This window comes from Agrobacterium burrii (assembly GCF_017313405.1).
GTDB classification, from domain to species: Bacteria; Pseudomonadota; Alphaproteobacteria; order Rhizobiales; family Rhizobiaceae; genus Agrobacterium; species Agrobacterium burrii.
The window spans coordinates 492,698-509,326 of record NZ_JAFLNA010000001.1 but is presented as its reverse complement, the minus strand read 5'-3'; the positions used below and the strand labels follow the sequence as shown (position 1 = coordinate 509,326).

At 56.4% G+C, this 16,629-nt stretch carries 13 protein-coding genes, 1 pseudogene and 1 riboswitch; of the genes and pseudogenes, 6 read left to right on the top strand and 8 right to left on the bottom strand.

Going from position 1 to position 16,629, the window contains the following annotated elements:
- Nucleotides 1-40: 40 nt before the first annotated feature.
- Nucleotides 41-409, bottom strand: a pseudogene (locus JZX89_RS02630) (ATPase domain-containing protein); the annotation flags it as partial.
- 374 nt (nt 410-783) lie between these two features.
- Here JZX89_RS02630 and JZX89_RS02625 point away from each other — a divergent pair.
- The 4 genes from JZX89_RS02625 to ggt all read left to right on the top strand — a co-directional run bounded on the left by JZX89_RS02625 (nt 784) and on the right by ggt (nt 5,485).
- Nucleotides 784-2,232, top strand: a complete 1,449-nt coding sequence (locus JZX89_RS02625; RefSeq protein ID WP_236776534.1) for a metal-dependent hydrolase family protein — start codon at nt 784-786, stop codon at nt 2,230-2,232.
- An 88-nt stretch (nt 2,233-2,320) separates the two neighbouring features.
- Nucleotides 2,321-3,100: a porin family protein gene (locus JZX89_RS02620; protein ID WP_236776557.1), complete on the top strand. Its 780-nt coding sequence runs from the start codon at nt 2,321-2,323 to the stop codon at nt 3,098-3,100.
- A gap of 173 nt (nt 3,101-3,273) precedes the next feature.
- Complete coding sequence (locus JZX89_RS02615) at nt 3,274-3,477, top strand: cold-shock protein (protein WP_149901364.1); 204 nt, start codon at nt 3,274-3,276, stop codon at nt 3,475-3,477.
- Between the two features lie 250 nt (nt 3,478-3,727).
- Nucleotides 3,728-5,485 carry a gamma-glutamyltransferase gene (ggt, locus tag JZX89_RS02610; protein ID WP_207132975.1) on the top strand — a complete coding sequence of 586 codons (1,758 nt, stop codon included), beginning with the start codon at nt 3,728-3,730 and terminating at the stop codon, nt 5,483-5,485.
- Nucleotides 5,486-5,511: 26 nt separating this feature from the next.
- Here the strand turns inward: ggt and JZX89_RS02605 are convergent, their stop codons facing one another.
- The 4 genes from JZX89_RS02605 to JZX89_RS02590 all read right to left on the bottom strand — a co-directional run bounded on the left by JZX89_RS02605 (nt 5,512) and on the right by JZX89_RS02590 (nt 8,985).
- Nucleotides 5,512-6,192 (bottom strand): DUF2161 domain-containing phosphodiesterase, encoded by a 681-nt coding sequence (locus JZX89_RS02605; protein ID WP_207132974.1) that lies wholly within the window; start codon nt 6,190-6,192, stop codon nt 5,512-5,514.
- A gap of 226 nt (nt 6,193-6,418) precedes the next feature.
- The gene (locus JZX89_RS02600) at nt 6,419-6,919 is read right to left on the bottom strand and encodes a flavin reductase (protein WP_207132973.1); all 501 of its coding nucleotides are present in this window, start codon (nt 6,917-6,919) and stop codon (nt 6,419-6,421) included.
- Nucleotides 6,920-6,945: 26 nt separating this feature from the next.
- Nucleotides 6,946-7,974, bottom strand: a complete 1,029-nt coding sequence (locus JZX89_RS02595) for a methionine synthase (RefSeq protein WP_207132972.1) — start codon at nt 7,972-7,974, stop codon at nt 6,946-6,948.
- Nucleotides 7,975-8,001: 27 nt separating this feature from the next.
- Nucleotides 8,002-8,985: a DUF1852 domain-containing protein gene (locus tag JZX89_RS02590; RefSeq protein WP_207132971.1), complete on the bottom strand. Its 984-nt coding sequence runs from the start codon at nt 8,983-8,985 to the stop codon at nt 8,002-8,004.
- A gap of 354 nt (nt 8,986-9,339) precedes the next feature.
- A riboswitch (cobalamin riboswitch) is annotated at nt 9,340-9,546 on the top strand.
- A 98-nt stretch (nt 9,547-9,644) separates the two neighbouring features.
- On the opposite strand from JZX89_RS02590, the gene JZX89_RS02585 reads away from it, so the two are divergent.
- Both JZX89_RS02585 and JZX89_RS02580 read left to right on the top strand, forming a co-directional pair.
- A complete protein-coding gene (locus JZX89_RS02585; protein WP_207132970.1) occupies nt 9,645-10,481 on the top strand; it encodes an acyl-CoA thioesterase in 837 nt (278 codons plus the stop codon).
- 2 nt (nt 10,482-10,483) lie between these two features.
- Nucleotides 10,484-11,365, top strand: a complete 882-nt coding sequence (locus JZX89_RS02580) for a LysR family transcriptional regulator (protein ID WP_207132969.1) — start codon at nt 10,484-10,486, stop codon at nt 11,363-11,365.
- Nucleotides 11,366-11,446: 81 nt separating this feature from the next.
- Here JZX89_RS02580 and JZX89_RS02575 read toward each other — a convergent pair whose 3' ends face one another.
- The 3 genes from JZX89_RS02575 to JZX89_RS02565 are packed head-to-tail and all read right to left on the bottom strand — an operon-like array spanning nt 11,447 to nt 16,560.
- Entirely contained in the window at nt 11,447-12,748 is a 1,302-nt protein-coding gene (locus JZX89_RS02575) for an HlyD family type I secretion periplasmic adaptor subunit (protein WP_207132968.1), read from the bottom strand.
- Nucleotides 12,749-12,774: 26 nt separating this feature from the next.
- Nucleotides 12,775-14,826: a calcium-binding protein gene (locus JZX89_RS02570; protein ID WP_207132967.1), complete on the bottom strand. Its 2,052-nt coding sequence runs from the start codon at nt 14,824-14,826 to the stop codon at nt 12,775-12,777.
- A gap of 12 nt (nt 14,827-14,838) precedes the next feature.
- Complete coding sequence (locus tag JZX89_RS02565) at nt 14,839-16,560, bottom strand: type I secretion system permease/ATPase (RefSeq protein ID WP_207132966.1); 1,722 nt, start codon at nt 16,558-16,560, stop codon at nt 14,839-14,841.
- Nucleotides 16,561-16,629 lie beyond the last annotated feature (69 nt).

The following is a 16,629-nucleotide window of genomic DNA, read 5'->3' as shown; positions in this document are numbered from 1 at the left end:
AAAATGGGGTATGCCGCGCAGAATGCCCTGGAAGCCGACGAGCTTCGAAAATCAGCTTCGTCGTCTCGCCGAGCTCAAGATCTGCCGAATAAAGAAGGCTTTGCTGATGTTCAGCGTCGAACAGGCTTTCCGGCGGCACAAGTTCGAAGACGTCGATGAGGTCGGGAATTTCCATTCCATGCGAGTCTGCCCCTTCTCGCAATTCTTTGTCGGTTTCGGACATGGTAATGTAGAGACCTCGTTCTCCGTCCGCTGCGCCATCACGTAGGAACTGCAGGGCAATCGTTGTTTTTCCCGTTCCAGGGTTGCCTTCGAGAAGGAACACGTGGCCTTTGGACAGGCCTCCTCCGAGAATATCGTCCAACCCGGAAACACCCGTTCTTGCCTTTAAAGTTCCTACCATCTCCATCCCTTCGACCGTCTGCTCCATTGGGCACTAGGCCAATCCAGCAGTTGCCCGCAATTCAATTTGACACGTATAGTTCCCTTAACGTCTTAACCCTCCCAGCGGTTTCATTCTAATCATCACTCGACTGGGTTGTCGAGGTGGCGATGACGCCTCGTGATCCAGCACCATACGGATCACACGTTCGCTAACTTCAGGTGAAAGCTTGTTCTTTGTCGCGCTCATGATCGGTCTCTCCTTCAGAAGCCGGAGCGGTTCATTATGGAAAGGATAGCCTTATCTTCCGATTGTATGTTTGCATCGACACAATATTAGGGGTTGCGCGAATTTTGCCTGCCGCCTAGTACAATCCTTGCGTGAAACGAGGAGTATGCGGATTGTTTAGCCTCGGTCGTCAATACCAGCATCTCAATCATGCTGCGGGTTGCGCGTGTCATAGTCCCGATGCACAGCAACTTTTTTCAAGGATCGGCAAAGAAATGTCGCGCCGCTCGGTTCTAAAGGGCATCGCGGCAACGCTCGCCGTCCCTGCGCTTGGTATAGCGAGCCCCGCATTCGGACAAAAAGCTGAAAAGCCGACTTTGCTCCGGAACGTCAGTGTTTTCGATGGGATAAACTCCAGGCTGATCACAGGCCGAAGTGTTCTCATCGACGGCAAATTCATTAAAGCCCTTGTAGCATCGGCCGACGACGTTACCGATGCAGACGTTATTGAGTGTGGTGGGCGGACCCTGATGCCGGGCATGATAGATGCGCATTGGCACTCGATCCTTGCAGGCATTTCGCAAATGACAGCGATGACTGCTGATATTCCCTACGTCCATCTGGTTGCCGCCCAGGAAGCCGAACGGACGGTATTGCGCGGCTTTACAACCGTCAGAGATGTCGGCGGACCCTCTTTTGCGCTCAAGCGGGCCATAGATGAGGGGCGCATCGCAGGGCCGAGAATATACCCTTCCGGCGCGATGATTTCGCAGACATCAGGGCATGGCGATTTTCGTATGCGCACCGATCTGCCGCGTACATCACAAAACACTCTTAGCGTTGCAGAGCAGGCCGGGATTTCGGCAATAGCCGATGGAGAAGCGGAAGTTCTTCGCCGCGTGCGCGAGCAATTGATGCTTGGTGCGAGCCAGATCAAGATCATGGGCGGTGGTGGTGTTGCCTCGAGTTACGATCCGGTCGATGCTCTCCAATATTCAGAGGCAGAAATGAAAGCTGCGGTATCTGCTGCGGCAGATTGGGGAACATACGTATGTATCCACGCTTACACGTCGGCAGCGATACAAAGAGCGATTTCCTGCGGCGTCAAATCGATTGAGCATGGCCAGCTCGCCGACGATAAAACGGTCAGGCTTATGGCTGACGCTGGCGCCTGGTGGAGCATCCAACCTTTTCTCGCCGATGAAGACGCGAATACCTATCCTTTGCCTGAACAGCGGGCGCAGCAGAAAAGTATTGCCGAGGGCACAGCCCGCGCGGTGGAACTCGGACGCAAGTGCGGGGTGAAAATGGCGCTCGGCACCGACATCCTGTTCAATCCAAAGGGAACCGCGACACAAGGTCGGCAACTCGCCAAATTCGCTCGCTGGTATGACAATGCCGAGGTGCTACGCATGCTGACAAGTGGAAACGCAGAGCTTGCAGGTCTCTCGGGACCGCGCAACCCCTACCCGGCAAAGCTCGGGCGCATTGAAGCCGGTGCTTATGCGGACCTTCTGCTGATCGATGGCAATCCGCTTGAAGACATCTCGTTAATCGCTGATCCCGATCGCACGATGAAACTCATCATCAAGGATGGTCGGATCCATAAAAACACGATCTAAGCCCGAGCAAGGAAAAAAATTGAAACGATTTTCTCTTTTTATTGCGTTGTCTCTATGCGGGATGCCCGTTGCACATGCCGCTGACACAATGCGCGACCTACCATCGGAACCAGTTTCGGAAGCGACCTCTCACCCGGGCTGGGCGTTTCAGGTAACGCCTTACCTTTGGGCGGCAGGTCTTGACGGCAGCCTGTCGCCTTTTAGGCGCGGTCCGACGATAGATTTGGACAAATCTTTCTCCGATGTGATGGACGATCTCAACTTCGGCGGATTTGTAAATCTGTGGGGGCGTTACGACCGTTTCGTCCTCTCAGGCGACATCATGTATGTCGACACCACTGATAGTCATGCCACCGGGCCGCTCTCCGCGTTTCAGATTCCCGGGCTGGGTGTCACGATACCGCCTGGAGCTACAATTGACGGAAAAGTTGACACAAGACAGTTCATGGCAACGTTGCAGGGTGGATACCGGGTTGTCGACACGTCGCAATTTACGCTGGACGCTCTTGCTGGAGCACGTTTCTGGCATATTTCGAATGATGTCACGGTCACCGCAAGTCATTTCGCCATCGGAAGCCGCACGGCCGCTCATGATGAGAAGTTTGGATGGGTCGACCCGGTGGTGGGCCTGCGAGCGTTCCTTCTACTAACTGAGAAACTGTCCGTTCAGGCCCAGGCCGATGTCGGTGGCTTTGGAGCAGGATCTGACATCACCTGGTCGGTACTTGCAACGGCCAACTATCTGGTGACGGATAACCTCTCGGTGTCTGCCGGCTACAAGGCGTTGAAAGTCGATTATGATCGTGATGGTCATGTCTACGACACGATGTTGAGTGGGCCTGTCCTTGGGATGACTTGGCGGTTCTGATCGGCTTTCACTGAGAGTAACCCTTAGGCGGCTATCCTCGTCGTTTCGCCCTTGAGCGGACTCGAACCAGCGATCCTGACGAGCTTGATCAGGATCGCACAGTCTGGACAACCTTGAAGTTCCCTGCAACGATCGGTAATGGGATACGGTCGCATCCAACAAACGAGGACATTATGGCAACTGGTACAGTAAAATTTTTCGCGCAGGACAAGGGCTTTGGCTTCATCACTCCGGACAACGGCGGGCCGGACGTGTTCGTTCATATCTCCGCTGTAGGCTTCGGTGGCGCTCTGACCGACGGGCAAAAAGTCAGCTACGATGTCGGACAAGACCGCAAGACTGGGAAGTCAAAAGCAGAGAATGTTACCGTTCTCTGATAGCGCGAACGGCCCCGGCGACTTGTCGGGGCCGAAACTGACCTGGACTGAAAACCCTGCACCTGTGGGTCTTGGGGGCAGTGAACAAGCAGCCCGCCATTTTCATCACGGCAGACCCAAGGCATCAAACGGTTTATGGCCCGAGACTGTGACGCTTCACCCCCTGAAAAGGTTGGGGGTCGATCTGCCTGCTGGCTCAGTGGGATGCCCTTCTCAGATTAACGGTGTGTCGTTCTGGAGGATCAGGCTAATGAAAACGAGATTTCTCGGTGAGGCTTTTCTCGCCTTAGTGCTTTCCACCGCGATCGCCTCCGCCCAGCAGGCGTCTGACACGGTTGCACCCGAGAAAGCGACTGATGTTGCGGTCGCCAAACGTGTCGAGTCACGAAGCTTCATGGTGGCGGCGGCCAATCCGCTCGCGGCTGCGGCGGGGCGCGACGTGATCGCAGCGGGCGGCAACGCCATAGATGCTATGGTGGCGGTGCAGGCCGCGCTTGGCCTCGTTGAACCGCAGAGTTCTGGTCTCGGCGGCGGCGCCTTCCTCGTCTACTACAATGCGAAAAGCGGCAAGCTGACGACGTTGGACGGCCGCGAGACGGCACCGATGGAAGCCACGCCAAAGCTCTTCCTGGATGGTAACGGGCAGCCGCTAAAATTCATGGACGCAGTAGTCGGCGGTCGCTCCGTGGGTACACCGGGAACGGTGCGCCTGCTGGAGGAAGCCCACAAACGCTATGGAAAGGCGGAATGGGCAAGCCTGCTGAAGCCGGCGCAAATGCTGGCGACCGAAGGCTTTCAGGTATCACCGCGCCTTGCCTCGCTGATCGCGTCCGAGGGCGACCGGCTGAAGAAATATCCGCAGGCCCGGTCCTATTTCTTTGACACCTCCGGGGCCGCCCTGCAAACAGGCGCCCTCTTGAAGAACCCGGCCTATGCTGAGACGCTTGCTGCAATCGCCAAAGATGGTGCGGATGCCTTCTATAAGGGGAGAATTGCCGAGGCGATCGTCGAGACCGTGCGCGGGGCGGCCGACAATCCCGGCGTGCTGTCGCTGGCCGATCTTTCCAGCTATCGCGTCATCGAGCGCGAGCCGGTGTGCTTCCTCTATCGGGCTCTTGACGTTTGCGGCATGGGGCCGCCATCGTCGGGCGGCATCGCCATCGGCCAGATGCTCGGCATGGCGGAGAATTTCGACCTCAAGGCCCTGGGACCGAAAAATGTCGACAGTTGGCGCATTATCGGCGATGCGCAGCGCCTCGCCTTCGCCGACCGGGAGCGTTACGTCGCCGACACCGATTTCATGCCGCTACCGATCAAGGGCCTGTTGGACAAGACCTATCTCAGCGAAAGGGCGAAACTGCTCGACGGTGACAGGGCGTTGACCAATGATGTCGTCAAGGCCGGCGATCCGGAATGGGACCACGCGCTCCTTTTCGGCCGGGATGCCGCGCTCGAGTTGCCCTCCACAAGCCATTTTGTCATTGTCGACAAAGAGGGCAACGTGGTCTCGATGACGACGACGATCGAAAACGGCTTCGGCTCGCGTCTGATGACGAACGGCTTCCTGCTCAATAACGAGTTGACGGACTTTTCCTTCAAGACCCATGATGGCGGACTACCGATCGCCAACCGCGTCGAGCCCGGCAAACGGCCGCGCTCCTCCATGGCCCCGACCATTGTCATGAAGGATGGCAAGCCGCTGCTTGCGATTGGTTCGCCCGGCGGCAGCCAGATCATCGGCTATGTGGCCCAGGCGCTGATCGCCTATATCGACTGGGGCATGCCGGTGGAAGCGATCGTCGCCCAGCCGCATCTCATCAACCGGTTCGGCACCTACGACATCGAGGCCGGCACCAGCGCGGAAGATCTGATCGGGCCGCTCAAGGCACTGGGTTACGAGGTCAAACCGGGTGAGATGAACTCGGGTTTGCATGCTATCGAGATGACTGCCCAAGGTTTGGCCGGCAGCGCCGATCCACGGCGCGAGGGAGCGGCTGTAGGAGACTGATACGTTCCCGCACCATGGAATAAAAATCAGCCTGACACGGTGATTGTTGCTGGCAAATCTTGCTGCGGCCATCGCTGCAGTGCTTCATGCCCGGTCTGGGTCAGGCCATAAACTCCCCTATCGAGACGTTCAAACCAGCCATAGACATTCGCAAGCAAAATCTTCCCGGCATCAGGTACGCTGGATTTGATATGGCGCACGCGCATCGGTCCTGATGCCAGCGCCAATGCGCAGCCGAGCGCCTGTTGACGATATGCGGTCATGATCGGCGCGCGCGTGCTCCCGCCTACTGCCGGATCGCCGCGTCGCCTCTGGTGTTCACGCATGAGCCGAGAGCGCCGTTTCGGATTGGTTCGCGGCATCGGTGATATGGAACTGACGATAATGCTGACGTCGCCGGCATCGGAAATGCCAAGCATGCCGATCCCGAGCCTGCGACAGAGATCCCGGTAGCGTTTGTCAGCCTCGCGTCCTTTGCCCTTGGCTGAGATGCGCGCCGCGATCCAGACTTCTTCTGCGATAGCGGCGCGATCGACAGCCTGCAAAATAAGTTCCAGATTGAAGCTTAGTTTTAGCTCGCAGATCACGACCACAGGCGGATCATTGTCGCTCAAGCCGACGAGATCGCAACCGCCAACTTCGCCTTTGACAGTGTAACCCGCCGTTTCAAGAAAGCCTTTAACGGGCAGATAAAGCGAAGTTTCCATGTGCCTGCAGGTTCAAGTGAAAATCCAGCCCTGAATACATCGATCCGCCTGCGCCAGACAAGCATTTTGCCGCCGGTGCTGTTCAAGTTATCGGCGCTGAATATCCAGAGAGGAGGAAAAGAGCGCCCTGTTTCCCCGTTCCTTGATCGAAATTCGGGGAAAATGCCAGCACAGAGTCAACTGATCTGTCCTTTGCCCATCGTTGGAGGAAGGCCACCTTGATTACCTATCCGGTGAGATAGCGGCGCATGCAATAGAGCAGCGTTGCCCGTTCTTCATTCTCATGAATGTCGATCACGCGCCCAAAGAGAATACGATGAGTGGCCTCGTCAACGGCATTGGTGAGCTCGCATTCGAAGCTAAACGACGCGTCGGCAAGGATTGGTGCACCGGTGAGCCCTTCCCTCCAGTCGCCAAGCGCAAATCGATCTTCCGTCGGCGTCTTTCCACCGAAGCGGTCTGATATGTCCTCCTGACCTGGCATCAACGTGTTGACGCAGAAATGGCGCGTGTTCTTAAAGGCGTAAAAACACGAGCTGGCGCGATTGATGCAGACGAGAAGTGTCGGCGGCGTATCACTGACACTGCAAACCGCCGAGGCGGTAAAGCCGTAACGCTTGCCGCCGTATATGGTGGTGACGACGTTAACCGCAGAGCCGAGGCGCGACATGCCATTTCGAAACGTGGGTTTATCCACAATGTCGAAGCGGTGGTTCACCATGTTCATGTCGGCCTCCTGCTGCTGAGCCAACGCTAGGCCGACAGTTCTTTTCGGATAATTTCCGCGCCAGCGCCCAAAGCGTTCAGCTTGCCGCGCGCCACTTGGCGAGACAGGGGCGCCATGCCGCAATTGGTGCAGGGATAGAGCTTGTCAGCATCTACAAACTGAAGGGCTTTTCGCAGCGTATTGGCGACTTCTTCCGGGGTCTCGATGGTATTGGACGCCACGTCGATGGCCCCCACCATGACCTTTTTGCCTCGAAGGAGTTCAATGAGATCGATCGGGACGTGAGAGTTGTGGCATTCCAGCGAGATCAGACTGATGCCTGATTTTTGCAGTTTGGGGAAAGATTCCTCATATTGCCGCCACTCCGCCCCCAGGGTCTTTTTCCAGTCTGTATTGGCCTTGATGCCGTAGCCGTAGCAGATATGGACGGCAGTTTCGCACTTGAGACCTTCGATTGCCTTTTCCAAGGTAGCGACGCCCCAGTCATTCACCTCGTCAAAGAAGACATTAAATGCCGGCTCGTCGAACTGGATGATGTCGATCCCGGCAGCTTCCAGTTCCCTCGCTTCTTCATTGAGGATCTTGGCGAATTCCCAGGCCAGTTTTTCACGGCTCTTATAATGGCCGTCAAAGAGCGTATCGATCATGGTCATCGGACCAGGCAAAGCCCATTTGATTGGCTGTTTGGTCTGCTGACGGAGGAACTTGGCATCGTCCACAAAAACAGGTTTTTGGCGAGACACGGCACCGACGACTGTCGGGACACTTGCATCATAACGATCCCGAATTCTGACGGTCTCGCGTTTTTCAAAATCAACGCCGCCAAGGTGCTCGATGAAGGTCGTGACGAAATGCTGGCGTGTTTGCTCGCCATCGCTGACGATATCGATGCCTGCCTGTTGCTGATCATCCAGGGACAAGCGCAGGGCATCCTGCTTGCCCTCGGTCAGTTCCTCATCCTGCAATTTCCAGGGCGACCAGAGTTTCTCAGGCTGCGCAAGCCACGAGGGTTTCGGCAAGCTGCCGGCGGTTGACGTGGGCAACAGTCTGTTCATGATGTGCGACCTTATGTGTTTTGGTTGTCAAAGGGCGTGATTGGCAGACCACCGCTCGAGAACGGTCCTGTAAGGTTTGATAAAGTGCTCCTCAGCAAACCGTCCCTGCTCTACAGCCAGCCGGCTGCGCTCTTCACGGTCATAGACAATCCGGGTAAGCGAATAATCCTGATGTTTCAGATTGGGCTGATAACAGGCCCCTGCTGCGGAATTGGCGTTGTAAATCTCAGGCCGGTAGATCTTCTGAAAAGTTTCCATCGTGCTGATGGTGCTGATGAGCTCCAGATTGGTATAATCGTCGAGCAAATCGCCGAGAAAATAGAAGGCAAAAGGCGCGACGCTGTTCGGCGGCATGAAAAAGCGCACCTGCAAACCCATTTTTTGGAAGTAATGGTCGGTCGAAGACAATTCGTTCTGCTGGTATTCGACACCCAATACGGGATGCTGATTTCCCGTCCGATGATATGTTTTGCTGCTTGAGGCACTCAGGCAAATGACTGGCGTCTTTTGAAAATGCTCTCTGTAAGCCTGTGAGTTCAGGAAACATTTGAACAGGTTTCCATGCAGGTCGCCAAAATCCTCTGGCATGCCGAATGACGGGCGATCCTTGTTGTAAGCCGGCAGCACGACGCTGAAGTCATAATCCCGGACGTAAGAGGAAAAGTTATTTCCAACGATGCCTTCGATGCGCTCGCCCGTCTTTTGATCAACAATATTCGTTTTCAGGATTTCAATCAGGGGAAAGGCATCATCATTGCTTTCAGCATCAACTCGCATCTCAACTGAAATTATCTCAAGTTCGACGCAGTAGCGATCGCCTTTCGGATTATCCCAATGCGCCAGCGCGTTGAAGCGATTGTCAATCATCTTCAGGGCGTTGCGGAGGTTTTCCTGGCGGTTCTCGCCCCTGGCCAAGTTGGCAAAATTCGTCGTGACACGCGTATTTTCTGACGGGCGATAATCCTCATCAAAAGAAATACTCTTTATATTGAAACCGAAAGTCTTAATCATCGCGATAGGACGCCCAAAATCCCGAGATACATCCTGACGTTATTGACGTAAATTTCAGGACGCACCGGATGTTATTTTCCATTGTCTCAGTGGACAATTTTTAAACTGTCCCGACCCGAGAGCGGTGCGCGTTTTGTGCCTGAGAGGCCGATTGAATAAAAATGGTATTATCTCACGGAAGTATGAGCCCTGCTCATGATTTGGGTATGAGAGGCGATCCGCCAGAGAATTTGGGAGGCCTTTGTCCTCCGAACCTCATGGTGATGGGCCGAATGTTCCATATCTCGGTCGACGCGATAACCGTCACCTCCCCAAAACCGATGACGAATGCCTTGACCCCTTCAACGACATACGACATTGGTTCGTCATCGTGGTTCTGCGGGCGAAAGTCCGGAGCTAAGAGGGAATTCGGTCGGGGCTTTACTGCCTTAAAGCCGAAGCTGCCCCCGCAACTGTAAGCGGCGAGCGAAAGTCCATCCATGTCACTGAGGCAAGCCTCGGGAAGACGGACCAGAGCGACGACCCGTAAGCCAGGAGACCTGCCGCGATAGATAACGTCCACGGGCGGGGTGTCCCGGAGTGCCGCTTTCGCGATCGCATTCCCGTGCCATCGTCTCTGCGTCATGCCACTACCCTGCCGCAACCTGATGGCAGGGCCGATGACAGAAACCGCGACGATGGAAAAGCCTGCTCAGCGCGGCTCGATAACCAGTCTCATTGATATCGTTTTTCCCGGAGATACCAACCATCACGGCACCCTCTTTGGGGGAACCGGACTTGCTCTGATGGATCGCGTTGCCTTCATCGCGGCGACCCGGTTCGGGCGGGTGCCGTTCGTGACCGCCTCTTGCGAGCGCATCAATTTCAGGCAGCCGGCACGCATCGGGCACATCGTCGAATTCACGGCCAGACCGGTCAAAGCCGGTCGACGTTCCCTGACGGTCGACGTCGAGATGGTGGCGGAGACCATCGTCGGCCATCAGCGGCACATCTGTACGCGAGGCACCTTCCATATGGTCGCCATTCCGGAGGGCGAGAACGCCGCGAGCTATGCTTTGCCTGCACTCGTTCCCGTGGAAGCGCCGGATCTCACGGATATCGTCGCCATGGTCGAGATCGTGTTTCCGGATCAGGCCAACAGCGCTGGCCGGATGTTCGGGGGCGAAGCGATCGCCTACATGACCAAAGCCGCATTCGTTGCAGCGTCGCGTTACTCCGGCAAGCTGGTGGTGCTGGCCTCATCCGAGCGCATCGACTTCGCAAGGGCCGTCGAGATCGGTGAGATCGTCGAGGCGGAGGCACGCGTCGAGCGCGTTGGCCGCAGTTCTATGTCCATCGAGACGAAACTCTGGTCCGAAAACCTGCTGACTGGCGAGAGGCATATTACGGCCACCGGACATTTCACCATGGTCGCAGTCGACACCGACCACCGGCCGGTTCCTGCCCACGATAGCGCCTCTACAGACGTTACTCCTCGTCACCATGGGCGGGCATAACCATGCTGGACAGGCAACATCTATCGATCCTGCGGGAAGTCGACAGCCTGGGCAGCCTGACGGCGGCGGCGGAGCGGCTGAATGTCTCCCAGTCCGCTCTCAGCCATACGATCCGCAAGCTCGAGGAGCGCTATGGCGTGGCGATGTGGGAGAAAGACGGTCGTAACCTCCGCCTCACCGAGGCCGGTCGCTATATCGTAACGCTGGCGCAGCGCGTTCTGCCCCAGATCGAAAGGGCTGAAAATGTCCTGTCGGATTATCGCCACGGCCAGCGAGGCTCGCTTAGGATCGGCATGGAATGCCATCCTTGCCATCAGTGGCTTATGGGCGTCACAAAGCCATATCTCATGGAATGGCCGGATGTGGGCCTGGAACTGAAGACATCATTCGCTTTCGGCGGCGTGGCGGCCCTCACAGGATATGAAATCGACATCCTGATCACGCCGGACCCGATCGAGACGCTTGGCATCCATTATTTGCCGGTATTCGACTACGAGTTGGTACTTGCCGTGCCGGCTGATCATCCACTGGCGCAAAAACGCCATGCAGAACCTGTGGACCTGCTGAATGAGACACTATTCACCTATCCGGTACCGCCGGAGCGGCTGGACATATTTATCCAGTTTCTGGTGCCCGCCAACTGTCGGCCGCGTCATCACCGGAATGTCGAGACGACTGAAATGATGCTTCAACTCGTCGCGGCGGGCCGCGGGGTCAGCGCCATTCCCGACTGGCTTGTACGTCGGGAAGCGGCAGCGCTCGGTGTCCGCCCCGTCCGCATTGGTCCGGACGGCGTACAGAAAAGCATCCATCTCGGATTAAGAGATGGCGACGACGATGTGGATTTCATCGCCGGGTTTGTTGAGACGTCGCACCGAAGATGAACGTCAGGATCCGGGGGTAAGTGCCGCTACATGACTCTTACCCTCGGCCGATATTCCGGCGCGATATGGCCCCCTAACGCTTCACTCTTCCCGGAAGGCCCTCATGATCTGGTCGGTCAGCGGCTTGCTGAGGTAGGAGATCATGGTTCGCTCGTCGGTCTCGATATAGACCTCAACCGGCATTCCCGGCTGTAGCTTGGCGGCTAATGTCCCGAGCGCATCGGGTGAGAAGGAAAGCGTCGTTTTATAGAATGGCAGCCCGGTCGCCTTGTCTACCGAGGTAGCAGCAGAGACCATATCGACCTTGCCTTTCACCTCAGGCGTCGTCTGCTGGTTGAAGGCAATGAAGCGCATGCGCGCAGGCTGGTGAACATTGATCCGGTCGACATCGGTCGGGGCAATTTTTACATCGACGCGCAAATCTCCCGCTTTCGGGACAAGTGACATGATGGCTGCTCCGGAGCCGATGACACCACCAACCGTATGGGCCTGAAGATCGTAGATATAACCGGATTCAGGCGCACGCACGGTGGTGCGGTCGAGCCGGTGGGACACCGCGATGGCCCGCTGGTTGAGTTCAGCAATCTGGGTATCAATTCGAACAATTTCTTTCTGCGCTTCGGAACGGCTGCTTTGGTCTATAGACGTCAGCTTGATATCCAGTTCACTGATCTGACCTCTGGCTTCTGCAATCTTGGCGGTCACATCGCCTATCGTTCCCTGAAGACGAACCATTTGCCGTTTCAGGTCGCGGAGGTCGGCTGTGCGGACCAGCCCCTTGTCCACCAGTTGCTGTTGTAGTGAAACCTCGTCTCGAACCAGATCCTCTTCTGAAATACTGGCCTTACGCTGTTGCTCCAGACCATCCACCTGGTTTTGAAGCTGATTGGCCTGTAACCGTAATTGCTGCTTTTGATTTTCACGCAAGTGCTGATTTTCCCGGAAAAGTTTTAACTCTTCCCGCTCCAGCTGCGGCATGACCCGCATGTCAAAAAGCAGCTCCGCCGCATTGTCCCTTTCGGCAACAAGCCGCGCCCGCATGGCCGAAAGCTGGCCGATCTGGCTTTGTATGATATCAAGCTCCACACGGGCCTGCGTGTCATCCAACCTCAGGACCACATCGCCCTTGCGCACGAGATCGCCGGATTTCACCGGAATCTCCACGACGGTTCCGCCGTCGACATGCTGTACCTGTTTGATTTCGCCGGAAATGGCGACCTCGCCTTGGGAGATCACGGCTCCGGCAAGTTTGGCCTGTGCCGCCCAACCGCCGACGCCTGCCACAAGGCAGGTCGCTAACAGCGCGGTGGTGATCACGCGCAAACGAATGCCGTTTCCTGCCACGTTGATGTTTTTTGGCTCCGCCCTATTTGAACCGGTCATGACACTTCCTCCACCCGAACGCTTTACTAAACGGTGATTGAGCCATTATCGGCATGGGCAACCGTCACCGTTAGGATGAAGTCGCCCGAATTCAATTCTTGCTGGCTTATGACGACGAGCTCGTATTTGTCGTCGGCATCCAGATCGGAATAAATCTGCACCACCTGACGGTTCTCACCGTCATCGGTGAGTTCCTTGTAGAGCTTGATGAGTGTGCGATGGTCGTGGCCGTTCGGATCGGCCATGCCAAGATCGTCAGATCCGAAATAAAGTGCACCGAGATCCGCACTCAGCTTTGAAAAATCGATCTTGTCACCGATTTCGAAATCCCGGATTTCATCGCGTCCGCTACCACCGTTGCGAAGGCTGGAGGTTGTGGCAAAGACGAAAATATCGTTGCCCTGCCCACCGATCATCACATTGACCGTATCGCTCGCCGTTATGCGGTCGTTACCCGAACCGCCAATCGCGTTTTCCACACTGATAAGCCGGTCGGTGCCAATCTCGACACCATGGGCTGTGCCAGCCTGCAGATTGATATCGACCCCTGCCTGGGCGGCACTTGCATCGTATGTATCGCAGCCACTGCCACCATCGAACACGTCGTTTCCATCAGGCAACGGCACTGTCACCAGACAGGAAGCGTCATTTTCAAGTTCCTGGTCCAGCACGGCAAGCACGCCGGCGATAAAGACGTCATCGCCCTCACCACCCAGAACGACATCGTTACCTTCACCGCCAATCAGCCGATCGTTGCCATCTCCGCCGTCGAGAATATCATCTCCGGCATCTCCGGAAATTACATCGTTCCCAGCTTCACCAAACAGGCGATCATTACCGGCACCGCCCGAGATGAAGTCATGACCAGCGCCGCCATAGGCGATGTCGTTGCCTTCTTCGCCATAGATGAAGTCGTTGCCTTCGTCACCGAACAGAACGTCATCACCGCGTCCGCCCAATATCCGGTCATGTCCCTTGCCGCCATAAATGACGTCGTTTCCATCACCACCAATCAAGATATCATTGCCAGCACCGCCATCGATGAGGTCGTGGCCCTCACGCCCATAGACCACGTCGTCGCCATCCAGCGCCTTGATAATGTCGTCCTTCGGGGTGCCGAGCAGCGTGTCATCGCCATCCGTGCCGATGATCTCCTTTTGCGGATGGAGCCGCAGATCAAGCCAGGCTCGTCCCGTCACACTGCTTTGCCCATCACTCAAAGTATATGTGAAGGAAACGATACCGTTCATGTCGCGGGATGGCGTAAACAGCCAGACATCTGCGCCATGAGCGCTTACAGTTCCCGAGGAAGAATTTATGTTGGAGATCGAAAGCCTGTCGCCGTCCGGGTCCAATCCCGCGCGCGCCAGATCTGCCCAGGCCAACAAGATCGACAGGTTGACGAGACCGCTTCCGAGATAAATTACACCTGTCGCGACAGGAGCCCGGTTTTCGGAATTGCCATTGCCGGAGCCATTACCGCCACTATTACCCGCTCCTGCCTGTGCTGAAGCATTTCCGGGATTAGTGATGGGAGTTGGCGTCGAATGATTGCCTGGCAACGCAAAGCGAATGCTCAGGGAAGCATTTGCACCAGCGTCCGGGTAAAACTTGAACATGTTGTTATCAAGATCAAGCGCCGCCACCCGTGAAAGAACAAAGTCAGACCCGTAACTGATCCTGCCGAAATCTACAGATAGGCCATTGTATCGCACATATCTCCGCACACCGTCGGTTTCATCCAGATAGCTCTGCAGATACTCTGTCCAAAAAGATGCAAGCTGTTGTGCAAGCGCGACCGGATCTGAACCGGGTGAAGGAGCGCCGGCGTCCAACATCCCCGGTCGCCCGGCACCGTCCCCCATCGCATCATTCGGAGATGGCGCATATACATCCTGAACACGGCCGAGATAGGCGGCGAGACCGATACCGATCGTCGAAATCAACATATGGGAACGCAGAGTAGGTTCCTGACGGTCCGGGCTTTCAAATCGACGCCCCGGTGCGTGCTGTTCAAGGGCGGCTTCCCGGCTCAGAGCGGAAAGTTCGTCCTGGCTGTCCTTGATGTCGATCGCCATGATATGCCTCCATCACTCGGCCGCGTATTGCCGTTCGGCAACAACAGCCCGCTGCGGTATGATCTGGGTATTCGCCGATGTCTTGATGAGTTCCTCCTTCGGACCAAAAGAAACCAGCTTGCCACCCTGCACGACGCCAACCATATCAACCGGCTGCAAGGCGCTTGGACGGTGTGCGACCATGATGACGATACCTCTGCGTTCCCGAACCTTGACGATTGCACGCGCCAGGGCTTCTTCCCCCTCGGCGTCCAGATTGGAATTCGGCTCGTCCAGAACGACGATAAAGGGGTCGCCGTAGAGCGCGCGTGCCAGTGCGATGCGCTGACGTTGTCCGGCAGAAAGAGCCTGGCCGCTGGGGCCGATCTGCGTCTGATAACCGCCCGGCATGCGCACGATCATGTCATGGACGCCGGCAGCCCGGGCGGCGTGAAATATCTTGCGGGAATCCGCATCCGGGTCGAAGCGGGAAATGTTTTCCGCAATCGATCCGTCCATCAGCGATACTTCCTGCGGAAGATAACCGATATTGGAGGTGAAGAACTCCGTGGGCCATTGCTTGAGATCTGCGCCATCAATGCGGACAGCACCGCGAAGAACTGGCCAGATGCCGAGAATGGAGCGAACCAGCGTGGTCTTTCCGCCGCCACTTGGGCCGATCAGAGCAAGCGCCTGCCCGGCCTTGAGGTTCAGGCTGATATCACTCAAGAGCACCGTGCCGGAAAGCGGCGCAACCGTCGTAATATTTTCAAGCGAAAGCTCCTGGGAAGGTGCCGGCAGATCGAAGCGTGTGTCCGGGTTGTCCAGAGCAGCCAATGTATCCTTGATGCGACCCCAGCTTCTGCGCGCAGCCACCACGCCTTTCCACTGGGCGATTGCCTGATCGACAGGTGCAAGGGCGCGGCCCGTGACGATGGATGAAGCAATAATCGAACCTGCTGACATTTCTCCCTTGATCGTCAGATAGGCGCCGACGCCGAGAATGGCTGACTGCAACATCATGCGAAGCACCTTCGAAATGCCCGAAAAAGTGCCTGATATATCGGAGGTCGCGGTCTGCGTATCGAGATGACGGCGATTGGCGCGCTCGAAAAGCTTCAGCGCACGATCCGTCATGCCCATGGAGTAGAGGACATCACCGTTGCGAATGTGATTATCCGCAACGACATTGCGGTTGACCGCAGCGCGGGTCATTTCCTTGGCATGGCGACGGGAAAGCAGTTCAGCGGCCAGTGTCACGCAGGCGAGGAAGACCGCGCCGCCAACCGTCAGCATTCCAAGAACCGGATGAAGCAACCAGACGAAAACCAGGTAGATCGGTATCCAGGGCAGGTCGAACAGCGCGACCGGCCCGGCACCGGAGAGAAAGGTGCGCACGGTATCGACATCCCTGCCGCGCTCGTTTGCTTCAGCTGGTGAATAACCGAAGCGCGGCATGTCGATGACGACCTTATGCACCAGCGGCGAAATCTTCTGGTCAATATTGGCCGAGAAGCGCACCAGAATTTGCGAGCGCAGAATATCAAACATACCTTGAAACAGATACAGGCCGATGGCGATAGCGGACAGCCACAGGAGCGTCGGGACGCTGCCGCTGGTCAGTGCACGGTCGTAAATCTGCAGCATGTATATGGCGCCGGTAAGCGCCAGAATGTTGATGACGCCGGAAAGTCCGAAGACAAACCATAAAAGGCTGCCGATGCCACTGATCTTGTAGTTTGATTGCTTACTCATAACACGCCCCCTGATCACTGCACTGTGCGATGTTCGGCCGCCCGTCGCGGCCGATGCCTCGGGTTAAAG

Excerpts from the sequence above, each read along its gene's own strand:
- JZX89_RS02620 (WP_236776557.1), top strand. The coding sequence starts at position 2,321 with ATGCGCGACCTACCATCGGAACCAGTTTCGGAAGCGACCTCTCACCCG.
- JZX89_RS02615 (WP_149901364.1), top strand. The coding sequence starts at position 3,274 with ATGGCAACTGGTACAGTAAAATTTTTCGCGCAGGACAAGGGCTTTGGC.
- ggt (WP_207132975.1), top strand. The coding sequence starts at position 3,728 with ATGAAAACGAGATTTCTCGGTGAGGCTTTTCTCGCCTTAGTGCTTTCC.
- JZX89_RS02605 (WP_207132974.1), bottom strand. The coding sequence starts at position 6,192 with ATGGAAACTTCGCTTTATCTGCCCGTTAAAGGCTTTCTTGAAACGGCG.
- JZX89_RS02600 (WP_207132973.1), bottom strand. The coding sequence starts at position 6,919 with ATGAACATGGTGAACCACCGCTTCGACATTGTGGATAAACCCACGTTT.
- JZX89_RS02595 (WP_207132972.1), bottom strand. The coding sequence starts at position 7,974 with ATGAACAGACTGTTGCCCACGTCAACCGCCGGCAGCTTGCCGAAACCC.
- JZX89_RS02590 (WP_207132971.1), bottom strand. The coding sequence starts at position 8,985 with ATGATTAAGACTTTCGGTTTCAATATAAAGAGTATTTCTTTTGATGAG.
- JZX89_RS02585 (WP_207132970.1), top strand. The coding sequence starts at position 9,645 with ATGACAGAAACCGCGACGATGGAAAAGCCTGCTCAGCGCGGCTCGATA.
- JZX89_RS02580 (WP_207132969.1), top strand. The coding sequence starts at position 10,484 with ATGCTGGACAGGCAACATCTATCGATCCTGCGGGAAGTCGACAGCCTG.
- JZX89_RS02575 (WP_207132968.1), bottom strand. The coding sequence starts at position 12,748 with ATGACCGGTTCAAATAGGGCGGAGCCAAAAAACATCAACGTGGCAGGA.
- JZX89_RS02570 (WP_207132967.1), bottom strand. The coding sequence starts at position 14,826 with ATGGCGATCGACATCAAGGACAGCCAGGACGAACTTTCCGCTCTGAGC.
- JZX89_RS02565 (WP_207132966.1), bottom strand. The coding sequence starts at position 16,560 with ATGAGTAAGCAATCAAACTACAAGATCAGTGGCATCGGCAGCCTTTTA.